The organism is Lacibacterium aquatile (genome assembly GCF_042683105.1).
In the GTDB taxonomy this organism is placed as follows: domain Bacteria; phylum Pseudomonadota; class Alphaproteobacteria; order Elsterales; family Elsteraceae; genus Lacibacterium; species Lacibacterium aquatile.
This window is the reverse complement of record NZ_JBHUIP010000009.1, coordinates 36,318-47,825: the sequence shown is the minus strand read 5'-3', so window position 1 is coordinate 47,825 and position 11,508 is coordinate 36,318. Positions and strand designations below refer to the sequence as shown.

The following is an 11,508-nucleotide window of genomic DNA, read 5'->3' as shown; positions in this document are numbered from 1 at the left end:
CGGCGGGAAAGGGCGAGGGGGACCGGTAAAGGTCCTCAAACCCCAGCCGGGTCCGCGATCTCGTGGTGTTCCTGGGCGAAGGGTTGGAAGCCTGCCTTCTGATAGGTCGCCAGCGCCTTAGGATGATCCAGCGTGCAGGTATGCACCCAGACGCGCTTAGGCGATTTATCCCAAGCGGTATGAATGGCGGTGTCCAGCAGCCAGGGGCCAAGCTTCAGGCCGATGAATTCCGGCATCAGGCCGAAATATTTCAGCTCGACCTCGCCCTTCTGTTCGGCATCGAGTTCGAAGAACCCCGCCGGAACGCCGTCCACATAGACGACCGAAATTTCGACGTCCGGATGCCGCACCAGTGCCAGAAGCTGCTCGTCATCCAGGCGCAGGCGTTCGTACCAATGCCAGGGCTTGCCGACGCTGCCATAGAGGAAGCGATAGAAGTCGGCGGTCGGTTCTTTCGCCCGCATCAGGCTGATGGCCTTTCCGGCAAGGCCGGGCAGGGGCAGGCGAGCGCGCTCCGGGCGGGCATGCATCTCAAGATGCGTAATCGTGACGGGGATCATTTTGCGTAGGGCGGCACTCATGATGTCACGCCGCCCCGGTGGCGACGGGTAGATGCGACAGAGCGCCCCATTCGCTCCAGGAGCCGTCATAGACCGCCACGTCCGACTTGCCCATCTCGTAGAAGGCGAGGGCGGCGATACAGGCAGTAACGCCAGATCCGCAGGAGGCGATGATCTTGCGCTTGGGATCGATCCCCTGGGCTTCCAGAACCTTGCCGAAATCCTCAACCGACTTCAGCGTGCCATGGGGCGGATTGATCATGGTGCCGGTGGGAAGCGAACGCGCGCCGGGCATATGGCCGGACCGCAGCCCGGCTCGCGGCTCTGGCGCTGTGCCTGCAAAGCGTTCGGCAGACCGGGCATCGACGACCTGCATCGCCGGATGCTCCAGGGCTTCGGCTACCATGTCGGTATCGGCCAGCAGTTCGGGCCGGAAGCGCGACTGGAAGACACCGTGGAAGTTGCGGGCTTCGCCGCTCTCTATCGGTCGGCCTTCGGCGAGCCACTTGGGCAGACCGCCATCCAGCACCGCCACCTTGTCGTGCCCGAAGACCCGGAACATCCACCAGGGGCGGGCGGCGCTCAGCAGACCATGGGTGTCATAGCAGACGACGAAGCAATCCGAACCGATGCCGATTTCCGTCATCCAGGCGGCAAAGCTCTCCGGCTCGGGGAGCATATGCGGCAGGTCCGAGCTTTCGTCACGATAGAAATCGACGTCGAAGCGCTGGGCGCCGGGAATATGCCGATCCTGAAATTCGGCATCGGCATCCCGCTCTATTCCCGGCAGGAAATAGGTCGCGTCGAGGATGCGCAGCTTGGGGTCGTCGAGATTATCGGCCAGCCACTGCGTCGAAACCAGCGCGCTGCGCCCTCCGTTCGCTCCCATGATGTTCCCTCTCCCTCAGGCGCCCCAACGTTTACGCAAGGACGCATGGTTCAACTTAAGCCACTGCACGGCCATGATGGTCAGACCGTTGTTGAACTTGCCTGCTTCTAGCATAGCCTCGGCTTCTAGCCTCGGCATGGGTATGACCCGGATATATTCGCCCTCGTCATGCAAGCCGAGAACTTCTGGTAGATCATGGCTGTCGATCCAGCCGCAATACAAGTGAATGGTTTCAGAGACCGCGCCGGGGCTCGGAAAATACTGGAAAACCGGGACGACCGCCTTGGGAATGGCACCGCATTCCTCCTGGCATTCGCGCACGGCGACCTGTTCGGGCGTCTCGCCCTCGTCGATCATGCCCGCGACGACTTCCAGCATCCAGGGATGGGCGCCGGTGATGAAGGGTCCCATGCGGAACTGTTCGATGAGAACGATGGTGTCCGTCTTGGGATCGTAGGGGATCAGGGCGGCGGCGCTGCCGCGGCGGAACACCTCGCGGTCGACGAGGGTCGACCAGTCGTCGCCGTGAATCTTGTGGCGCAGGCGCAGGCGATCTACCCGGCTGTAGCCTTCGAAAACGGTGGATCGGGAAATAACCTCGACATCGGGATGTTCCACATGGTCGGGGCCGTCGGGGGAGTGTCGCTTGGCTGTCATAAAAGAAAGCTATACACCGCGAACGTAACCGGCGGGAGGGGTCATGAAGCGCCTTTATGTTTTGCGTCATCTGAAGTCCGATTGGGAGGATGAGACGCTGGACGATCATGACCGGCCCCTGTCAAAGCGCGGCTTACGGGATGGTTCAGCCCTGGGTGCCTATTGCGCCAGGGCAGGCATTGCACCCGACCTCGTTCTCAGTTCCACGGCGCTTCGTACCCGCGAAACCCTCGCCTTTGTGCTGCCGTATCTTCCAAAGCTGCCCCAGTTGCAGTTACTGGGCGGACTTTATCTTGCCTCGGCCGATGACATTTTGACGCAGGCTCGGCAATATGGCGGGCAGGCCGAACGTATACTGATTATCGGCCATAACGACGGGCTGCATCAGTTCGCAGCCCGGATCTACAACACCGGCCCGAGGCAATCGGGCGAAAGTCTGGCCGCGAAATATCCCACGGGCGCCTTCAGCAGTTTTGATATCCCGCTCAACCGGTGGCAGGATCTGGGCTGGCGCAGTGGCGATCTTCAGGACTATTGGACGCCGAAGAGCGAGCGGACAGAAGCTTAAGGAGCAAGGGTGGCAATAGCGTTCGATCTCGATCCGGCTGCCGCTGCCCGTGTCAGGCGCCAACTGGGCCTGGGCTCGGAGCGGCTGACCAAGCTGTTTGTGCTCGATACGCCAGGCCTCGAGCATCGGGCGGCGCCACTGTTGTCGGCCGAAGATCCGGGGCAGGGGCTGCTGACGGCGGTTATTGCGATCACTCTTTCCCAGTCTGAACGACCGGATGGCGTGCGCCTGGAACGCTCCAGCCTTATTGCAGGTGGTCAGACGGCCGAACGCCTGACCCTTTTTGTGCCGCGCTCTCAAGCTATTCCCATGCGCTCCAATCTGGCCGATGCCGAGCCTGTGCCGGTGCTGGCCATCGATGATGTTGCTGTCGGCTACCGACTGCTTGCCAAGGAAAGCTGGCATCCGCGCAAGGCGATGCCGCTTGAGGTGTCGCCAGACCTGCCGCTGAACCGCTTTGTTGCCTGTCTGCTGCGGAATGTGCGGGAACATCTGGTGGCGCAGCTGCTTCCCCTGGTGCGGGAAGGCCGGATCGAAGCGATCCATCAGGCGCGGGTTTCGTTGCGTCGCCTGCGCGCCGGATTGGCGCTGATCGGTCGTCTGGTCGACGCCGGGCAGTCCGATGCCGTGCGCGAAAAGGCGCGCCTTCTGGCGGGGATTATGGGGCGTACCCGTGACTGGGATGTCTTCCTGACCGAGACTCTGCCAGATGCGCAAGGCGCGATTCCGGGCGAGTCCGGTTGGCCGTACCTCAAAGACTACGGCACGCTGCAGCGCCGGGCGGAATGGACCTTGCTGGCTCGAACCGTCGGCGGGCCGATGATGCTGGAACTGGTGCTCGCGCTTGATGGCTGGGCTGATCATCTTGATCGTGGACTTCCCGATACGAGGCGCATCGGCGAAGTGCTGCCGCAATTGATCGATAAGCGCTGGCGTCGGGTGAAGGCGCGGGGGCGCAAGTTCGACGAACTGCCCGTAGTGGAGCGCCACAATCTCCGGATTGAGATTAAGAAGCTTCGATATTTAGTTGATTTTTCAAAATCAATCTTGAGTAAATCGAGCGTGGAAGACTGGCGGCCAGTTCTGTCGGATCTCCAGGATGGGCTGGGTCGCCTGAATGACGGGGCGACGGCGCGTATGCTGCTCCAAGGGGCGCTTCAGGGGCTCAACCATGACGGAGCCTATGGGGCCGGGCTGCTTGTCGGTTGGCTCGAGGCGCGGGCGATGGGGTTGCAGCCTCCGCTGGGTGCCCATTGGCAACGGCTGAAATCCCTGAAATCGCCTGCCAGGTAAGACAGAGATGCTTGCGACCCTGCTCTCCGATTTCGTGACGCTGTTTGTGATCGTCGATCCCATCGGCATCGTGCCGATCTTCCTGGCCGCAACCACGGGCATGGCGGGCAACGATCAGCGCCGCGTTGCCTGGCTGGCAACGGTCATCTCCGCCGCCGTGCTGCTGGCCTTCATGCTGGTCGGGCGACCGCTGCTGCATCAGTTGGGAATCGGGACGCCCGCCTTTCAGGTCGCAGGCGGCATCGTGCTGTTCCTGGTGGCTATGAAGATGATCTTCGAAGGCCATGAGGATGTGGCGGGCGAGGAGCGGTCGAAATCGGTTTCCGAGGTCGCTGTCTTTCCGGTCGCCCTGCCGGCCATCGCCGGGCCAGGCTCGATCCTGTCCGTCATGCTGCTGGCAGGGGATGGCACCGTCAGCCGCAGCTTCTCCGTCGCCTTGGCGGCCGTTCTGACTCTGCTGGCCTGCTTTGCCTGCATGCTGTTTGCCACAGGCTTGCGGCGCCTGCTTGGCAAGACCGGTATTCTGGTGGTCAGCCGCGTGATGGGGCTACTGCTCGCCGCCCTGTCGGCACAATCCATTATGGATGGGCTGAAGCTAGCATTCGGCTGAGATCGGTTCGGTCGCGACCGAACCGTCTTCATTTGTGCGCACGGGGATGCCGGCCCACGATCTCCCTTGCTTTTGGGAGATGCTGCCGTGAAAAAAGAAATCATCCGTGTTGAGCCTCTATCAACCTACCTGGAACGCTGGAAGGCACCGACCTCGGTTGTCGTCCGCCATGGGAACACGATCTATGTCTCCGGCCTGCCACCTTTTGACCCTGAAACAGGCGAGGTTGCGGAAGTGGGGATCGAACGGCAGACCGAATTGATCCTCGACCAGTTGAAGCTCTGCCTGGGGGCCGCGGGGACGTCGCTGGAGAATGTTCTGAAGTGCACCGTCTATTGCACCTCGGTCGAGGTGTTTGCGGTCGTTAACGGGATCTATACCCGCTATTTCCCGGAAGATCCGCCCGCCCGCGTCTTCGTCTGCGTGCCCGCCTGGCCAGGGAAATTCGATATCGAGATCGATTGCATCGCGGCAGTCTGAAAACGAAAACAATCTGAAATGCAGAAAGGCGCACTGTTGCCAGCGCGCCTTTCTTGAATTTGGCTCCCAGGGAGGGATTCGAACCCCCGACCAGCCGGTTAACAGCCGGCTGCTCTACCGCTGAGCTACCTGGGATCAGGTCGACTTCGTTGCCGTTTGCGGCGGCTCCGTTGTCGTCGGTGGCGGGCTTATAGCTGCCTCATCACCGGCTTAGCAAGCTCTTTTTTTATCAGCGCTTTCGGGTCGGTAGAACCCAGGGCGCTGGAGGTCGGAACCGGAATTGAACCGGTGTACGCGGCTTTGCAGGCCGCTGCATCACCACTCTGCCATCCGACCTCGAAATCCGAGCCTGACAGACGGGGGTGAACCCGTTTGCGGGCGGAGTGTTAGCGCCCTGCGTCGCCAGGGTCAAGCCCCCTGTGGCTTTTGAGGCAACCCGTTTGACGAATTGGCTATTTTTCCTCGGTAATTCGAATTACAGTTTGCTGATTGCGGTGCGGCGCGGCAAAGACTATAACGCACACGAAATGGAGGTTCCCCATAGGGAGCCCTGGCTACGGAAGTAAGAGGCACCACGATGGATTACGCAGCCGCGCGCAAGAATATGATCGAATGCCAGGTTCGCACCAACAAGGTGATTGACCCCGTGGTCGTCGACGCCATGTCGGAAGTCGCGCGTGAGCTCTTCGTTCCGGAAAGCCTGAAAGGCGTTGCCTATATCGACGAGGATCTACCCGTCGCTCCTGGCCGCGTTTTGGTCGAACCGATGATCGCCGCCCGCATGATCCAGTCCGCTGGCGTCAAGGCCGGGGAGAAGGTTCTGGAGATCGCGACCGGCACCGGCTATGGCGCCGCCCTGCTGAAGGCGATGGGGGCGGAGGTCACCGCGCTGGATAGTGACGCGGCGATCCTGGCGTCGGCCAAGTCGGCGACTTCTGCTGCGGGTTATGACGGCATCACCTTCGTTCAGGGCGCACTGACCACCGGTGCGGCTGATAAGGGTCCGTTCGATGTGATTCTGATCACCGGTGCCGTCGAAAGCGTGCCGCCCTCGATCCTGGATCAGCTGGCTGACGGCGGTCGTCTGGTCGCGGTCGTGCGTCCTGCCGGTACCGGCATCGGCGTGGCTACCTTGTTCATCAAGGCAGGTCATATCGCATCACCGCGCTCTTTGTTCGATGCGGCGACACCGGCCCTTGCCGAATTCGCTCCGAAACCTCACTTCAGCTTCTAATGATTGAAACCTTTCCCATAGAGATCGACGTCTCGACCCTGGAGGGCTGGCTCAAGCAGCCGGATGCCCCCTATGTCGTGGACGTGCGTGAGGAGTGGGAGCGGGCGCTCTGCGCTATCGAGGGGAGCCACCATATGCCCCTCGGAACGCTTCCGGCCGAATTCGGATCTCTGCCCCGGGATAAGGCTGTCGTCTTTGTGTGCCATCACGGCGGTCGCTCGATGCGGGCGACCCAGTGGCTGCGTGCGCAGGGGTGGTCCAACACTATCAATCTGGCTGGCGGAATGGATGCCTGGGCAACCGACATCGATCCGCAAATGGCCCGTTACTAACCTGTCTTGCCTGCCTGCTGTTCTTGGAAGGAACACTCAATGCGTGGTACGCGCGCTTATCTCGCCGGTTCTGCCCTGATCGCCCTGGTCGCTGCGACCGCGCCCGCTTCGGCCCAGAGTCTCGTCGACGCCCTGTCGCAGGCCTATAACACCAGCCCGCAGATCAATGCGCAGCGCGCCCAGGTCCGTGCGACGGATGAACGCCTGCCGCAGGCCCAGTCCGGTTGGCGCCCGACCGCGACCCTTACCACCGGCGTCGGCGTCAGCCGCGTGTGGAACGAAGGCAACGATCCCAATCCCGCCAGCCTCATTCCGAAGACCGCGCAGATCCAGGTCGTTCAGCCGATCTATCGTGGCGGTCGCACCACGAACGGTATCGAGCGCGCGAAGAGTGAAATCTCGGCCGCCCGCGCCCGTCTGCTGGCGACGGAACAGGCCGTGCTGCTCGATACCACGACGGCCTATCTGACGATCATCCGCGATGCCGCTGTCGTTACCTTGAACGAAAACAACGAAACGGTTCTGCGTCAGCAGCTGCAGGCGACCCGCGACCGCTTCGAAGTGGGTGAAGTGACCCGCACCGACGTCAGCCAAGCTGAAGCCCGTTTGGCCGGTGTGGTCGCCGATAAGGAAGCTGCCATCGGTCAGCTGCGTATCAGCCGCGCGACCTTCAGCAAGCTGACCGGCCTCGAACTCTCCACGACCTCGGTTCCTGCTCCTGTCGACAGTCTGCTGCCGAAGTCGGACGTGGAAGCCCGTGAAATGGCCGAGCGGAACAATCCGCAGGTCATCGCCGCGATCTATGACGAAGCTGCTGCCCGCGCCAGCATCGAAGAAACCCGCGGCGAACTGCTGCCGACCGTCAGCCTCGTCGGTTCGGTTTCGACCTCCGCTGACAGCCAGCGCAAGGGTGAAGTGCAGGATCAGGCCTCGCTGACTGCCCAGCTTTCGATCCCGCTGTATGAAGCCGGTTCGGTCTATTCGCGTGTCCGTCAGGCTAAGCAGACTGCCGGTCAGCGTCGCATCGAACAGGAACAGGCCCGTCGCCTCGTCGTCGAAGCAGCCGTACAGGCCTATCAGACTCTCGTGTCGGCCCGTGCGCGTATCGTGTCGCTGAACGAACAGATCCGCGCTGCCCAGATCGCTCTTGATGGTGTGAAGCAGGAAGCGGCCGTTGGTTCGCGCACCACCCTCGATGTTCTGAACGCCGAGCAGGAAGCGCTGAACAGCCAGGTTGCGCTGGTGCGCTCGCAGCGTGATGAGGCCGTCGCGGCTTATCAGTTACTGTCTGCGACCGGCCGTTTGACCGCACAAAACCTCAACTTGCCCGTCCAAGCCTATGACTATGAAGAGAACTATAAAGACGTGGATGGCCGTTGGATTGGCACCGGGACTTTGCAGGACAGCAAGGCTACTCCGAAGCCGTGATACGGTAAAAGTGCAGGAAAGTCGGCTTTCCTATTGGCAAGACTAGATTTCTTGCACTAAAGTCGGTGCTATTGAGGTTTGGTGCCACGAGGAAGCGATGAGCGAAGGCAAGGGCCAGGGCGAACCGTCGATGGAGGAGATCTTAGCCTCCATCCGCCGGATCATCTCCGAAGATGGGGATGCGCAGACGGCGGGTGCGGCGGATTCTGCACCGATGGCAGCGTCGCGTGGCGGCATGATGTCCAGTGATGTGTTTGATCTTGTTGACGAAGCGCCGCCCTCGGCGCGCGGCACGGGTCTCGACGATCTGATGGGCATGCTGGACGATGACGATGCCATGTCCGGGGTCGTCAATGACGACTTCGATGGCGCGGGGATCATGTCTCCGGGGGCTGCCGGTGAAACGGCTGCCCGTTTTGCCCAGCTGGCCGCCATGGCCGATCGGGATATACCTCAGCAGGTGCAGCCGCGCCTATCGAGCGGTAACCCGACGCTGGACGAGCTGGTACGTGAGGCTCTGAAGCCTGTCCTGCGGGAATGGCTGGATCGGAACCTGCCGCCGATGGTCGAACAGATGGTACGAGGCGAGATCGAGCGTCTCGCGTCTGCCGGCCGCCGCCGCTAGAAACTCGTAAAACAAAGCTTCCGCGCTTTTCCTTATGGAAGAGGCGGGTTAATGTCCCGGCCGCTTGCGTCATCGCAGGCGGCCGTTGCTTTTTAAGGATGTTTCAGGATGTTGGAAAAGACGTATCAGCCCAAGGAAGTCGAAAGCCGCATTTATGCGGAATGGGAAAAATCCGGCGGCTTTGCATCTGACGTAAGTTCCAACCAGCAGCCCTATACGATCATGATGCCGCCGCCGAACGTGACCGGCAGCCTGCACATGGGCCATGCGCTGACCTTCACCCTGCAGGACATCCTCATTCGCTGGAACCGTGGCAGCGGCCGCGACGCCCTTTGGCAGCCCGGTATGGATCACGCCGGTATCGCCACCCAGATGGTTGTCGAGCGCAAGCTGGAAGCCGAAGGTGTGAAGCGCGTCGACCTTGGCCGCGAGAAGTTCCTGGAGAAGGTCTGGGAATGGAAGGGCGAGAGCGGCGGTACGATCAATCAGCAGCTGCGCCGCCTGGGTGCCTCGGCCGACTGGCCCCGCGAACGTTTCACCATGGACGAAGGCCTCAACAAGGCTGTCCGCAAGGTGTTCGTCGAGCTTTATCGCCAGGGCCTGATCTATCGCGACAAGCGCCTCGTCAACTGGGACCCGAAGTTCCACACCGCCATCTCCGACCTCGAGGTCGAGCAGAAGGAGGTGAAGGGCAACCTCTGGCACCTGCGCTATCCCATTGAAGGCAGCGACGAGACTATCACGGTTGCGACCACCCGCCCGGAAACCATGCTCGGCGATACTGGTATCGCTGTGCATCCCGAAGATGAGCGCTTTAAGCATCTGATCGGCAAGAAGGCGATCCTACCGCTGGTGGGCCGTCTGATTCCCATCGTTGGCGATGAATACTCGGATCCCGAAAAGGGCACCGGCGCGGTGAAGATCACCCCGGCCCATGATTTCAACGACTTCGATGTGGGCAAGCGCCATAGCCTCGAGGTCATCAACATCCTCGATAAGAATGCCCATCTGAACGAGAACGTCCCGGCTGAATTCCAGGGCATGGAGCGTTTTGCCGCCCGCAAGAAGATCCTGGAGATCCTGGACGAGCAGGGCGTTCTGGTGGATACCGTTGCCCATACTCATCAGGTGCCGCACGGCGACCGTTCGGGCGTGGTGATCGAGCCCTGGCTGACCGATCAGTGGTACTGCGACGCCGTTACCCTGGCCAAGCCTGCCCTGGAAGCAGTCGAAACCGGCAAGACCAAGTTCGTGCCGGAGCAGTGGACGTCGACCTATTATCAATGGATGCGCAACATCCAGCCCTGGTGCATTTCGCGTCAGCTTTGGTGGGGGCATCAGATCCCGGCGTGGTTCGCGCCCGATGGCTCGATCTTTGTGGCCGAGGATGAAGAGGCCGCCAAGGCCGAAGCCAAGAGCAAGGGCATCGATCCCGCGACTCTGACGCGCGATGCCGACGTGCTCGATACCTGGTTCAGCTCGGCTCTCTGGCCGTTCTCGACCCTGGGTTGGCCGGAAAAGACCCCGCACCTCGACCGTTATTATCCGGGCGACGTGCTGGTTACCGGCTTCGACATCATCTTTTTCTGGGTCGCCCGCATGATGATGATGGGCATCCATTTCATGGGCGATGTCCCGTTCCACACGATCTACATCCATGCCCTGGTCCGGGACGAGAAGGGCCAGAAGATGTCGAAGTCGAAAGGCAACGTCATCGACCCGCTGGATCTGATCGACCAGTACGGCTGCGACGCCCTGCGCTTCACCTTGACGGCGATGGCTGCACCGGGCCGTGACGTGAAGATGTCGACCCAGCGCGTCGAAGGTTATCGCAACTTCGCGACCAAGATCTGGAACGCCGCGCGTTACGCCGAGATGAACGAATGCGCGCGTGTTGCCGGTTTCGATCCGGCATCGGTGAAAGGGACCGTCAATCGCTGGATCATCGGCGAGATCGCGGCCCTCAAGGATAAGCTCGATACCGCGATGGGCGCCTATCGTTTCAACGATGCGGCCAACCATCTTTATTCCACGGCCTGGGGCACCTTCTGCGACTGGTACCTCGAATTCACCAAGCCGATCTTGAATGGCACGGATGAGGCGCTTAAGGCCGAAACCCGTGCCACCACGGCCTGGGTGCTGGAGCAGCTGGCGCGTCAGCTCTATCCCTTCATGCCCTTCTTTGCCGAAGAGCTGTGGGCGAACCTGTCGGGCAATGCCTCGGACCGTCTGCTGAACCAGCAGTTACCCGTCTATGCTGCCGATCTGAAGGATGCCGAAGCAGCGGCTGAAATCGACTGGCTGATCGGCGTCATTTCGCAGATTCGCGGTCTGCGGTCCGAAATGAATGTCTCGCCGGGCACCGAAGTCGCTGCTGTGGTGGGTGAAGCCGGTGGCAATACGGGAGCCTGGCTTGCCAATCACGGCGATCTGATCCGCCGCATGGCCCGCGTGACCGGCCTTGGTGCAGGTCAGCCGGGCAAGGGCGCGGTGCAGGTGGTGCAGGGCGAGACGGTTCTGTTCCTCGATCTGAGCGGCGTTGTCGATATCGCTGCCGAAAAAGCCCGCATCTCCAAGGAGATCGCGAAGCAGGAAGGCGAGAAGATGAAGGTTGAGAAGAAGCTTGGGAACGCCGACTTCATCGCCAAGGCCGACCCGGCCGTGATCGAGGAGAACCGCGAGCGTCTGGCCGATGCAGAAGCGCTGATCGCCAAGCTCAAGGCAGCCGAGGCGCGTCTCGCGGCAATGTAAGTCTCGGTACAAATCCAGTTCGGATTTTCCTGCGTAGAATGGGGAGAAGCGGTGTTCGCCGCTTCTCCCTTTTTCATGGAG

At 61.3% G+C, this 11,508-nt stretch carries 12 protein-coding genes and 2 tRNA genes; 9 read left to right on the top strand and 5 right to left on the bottom strand.

Translation table 11 applies throughout. From position 1 onward, the window contains the following. Positions 1 to 35: 35 nt before the first annotated feature. The 3 genes from ACFSM5_RS09245 to ACFSM5_RS09235 are packed head-to-tail and all read right to left on the bottom strand — an operon-like array spanning position 36 to position 2,106. Positions 36 to 581, bottom strand: a complete 546-nt coding sequence (locus ACFSM5_RS09245) for a GNAT family N-acetyltransferase (protein ID WP_379876042.1) — start codon at positions 579 to 581, stop codon at positions 36 to 38. 4 nt (positions 582 to 585) lie between these two features. Beyond that, the gene (gene sseA / locus ACFSM5_RS09240; RefSeq protein ID WP_379876041.1) at positions 586 to 1,449 is read right to left on the bottom strand and encodes a 3-mercaptopyruvate sulfurtransferase; all 864 of its coding nucleotides are present in this window, start codon (positions 1,447 to 1,449) and stop codon (positions 586 to 588) included. 15 nt (positions 1,450 to 1,464) lie between these two features. Continuing rightward, the gene (locus tag ACFSM5_RS09235) at positions 1,465 to 2,106 is read right to left on the bottom strand and encodes an NUDIX domain-containing protein (protein WP_379876040.1); all 642 of its coding nucleotides are present in this window, start codon (positions 2,104 to 2,106) and stop codon (positions 1,465 to 1,467) included. A 43-nt stretch (positions 2,107 to 2,149) separates the two neighbouring features. On the opposite strand from ACFSM5_RS09235, the gene ACFSM5_RS09230 reads away from it, so the two are divergent. The 4 genes from ACFSM5_RS09230 (at position 2,150) to ACFSM5_RS09215 (ending at position 5,057) form a co-directional block, all read left to right on the top strand. Continuing rightward, positions 2,150 to 2,674, top strand: a complete 525-nt coding sequence (locus ACFSM5_RS09230; RefSeq protein WP_379876039.1) for a SixA phosphatase family protein — start codon at positions 2,150 to 2,152, stop codon at positions 2,672 to 2,674. Between the two features lie 9 nt (positions 2,675 to 2,683). Further along, entirely contained in the window at positions 2,684 to 3,967 is a 1,284-nt protein-coding gene (locus ACFSM5_RS09225) for a CHAD domain-containing protein (RefSeq protein WP_379876038.1), read from the top strand. Between the two features lie 7 nt (positions 3,968 to 3,974). Continuing rightward, complete coding sequence (locus ACFSM5_RS09220) at positions 3,975 to 4,577, top strand: MarC family protein (RefSeq protein WP_379876037.1); 603 nt, start codon at positions 3,975 to 3,977, stop codon at positions 4,575 to 4,577. An 87-nt stretch (positions 4,578 to 4,664) separates the two neighbouring features. After that, on the top strand, positions 4,665 to 5,057 hold the full coding sequence (locus ACFSM5_RS09215) for a RidA family protein (protein ID WP_379876036.1): 393 nt from the start codon (positions 4,665 to 4,667) through the stop codon (positions 5,055 to 5,057). 60 nt (positions 5,058 to 5,117) lie between these two features. Here the strand turns inward: ACFSM5_RS09215 and ACFSM5_RS09210 are convergent. Together ACFSM5_RS09210 and ACFSM5_RS09205 are read right to left on the bottom strand one after the other, a co-directional pair. Then, positions 5,118 to 5,192: transfer RNA gene (locus tag ACFSM5_RS09210), tRNA-Asn, on the bottom strand. 127 nt (positions 5,193 to 5,319) lie between these two features. After that, a tRNA-Cys gene (locus tag ACFSM5_RS09205) sits at positions 5,320 to 5,393 on the bottom strand. Positions 5,394 to 5,634: 241 nt separating this feature from the next. On the opposite strand from ACFSM5_RS09205, the gene ACFSM5_RS09200 reads away from it, so the two are divergent. The 5 genes from ACFSM5_RS09200 to ACFSM5_RS09180 all read left to right on the top strand — a co-directional run bounded on the left by ACFSM5_RS09200 (position 5,635) and on the right by ACFSM5_RS09180 (position 11,427). Then, positions 5,635 to 6,291 (top strand): protein-L-isoaspartate O-methyltransferase family protein, encoded by a 657-nt coding sequence (locus ACFSM5_RS09200; protein WP_379876035.1) that lies wholly within the window; start codon positions 5,635 to 5,637, stop codon positions 6,289 to 6,291. Beyond that, entirely contained in the window at positions 6,291 to 6,623 is a 333-nt protein-coding gene (locus ACFSM5_RS09195) for a rhodanese-like domain-containing protein (RefSeq protein ID WP_379876034.1), read from the top strand. The genes ACFSM5_RS09200 and ACFSM5_RS09195 overlap by 1 nt, the downstream gene beginning before the upstream one ends. Before the next feature lie 39 nt (positions 6,624 to 6,662). Continuing rightward, positions 6,663 to 8,051 carry a TolC family outer membrane protein gene (locus ACFSM5_RS09190; protein WP_379876033.1) on the top strand — a complete coding sequence of 463 codons (1,389 nt, stop codon included), beginning with the start codon at positions 6,663 to 6,665 and terminating at the stop codon, positions 8,049 to 8,051. Between the two features lie 97 nt (positions 8,052 to 8,148). Next, positions 8,149 to 8,676: a DUF2497 domain-containing protein gene (locus ACFSM5_RS09185; RefSeq protein WP_379876031.1), complete on the top strand. Its 528-nt coding sequence runs from the start codon at positions 8,149 to 8,151 to the stop codon at positions 8,674 to 8,676. Between the two features lie 108 nt (positions 8,677 to 8,784). After that, positions 8,785 to 11,427, top strand: coding sequence for a valine--tRNA ligase (locus ACFSM5_RS09180; RefSeq protein WP_379876030.1), 2,643 nt, complete (start codon positions 8,785 to 8,787; stop codon positions 11,425 to 11,427). The last annotated feature ends 81 nt before the right edge of the window (positions 11,428 to 11,508 follow it).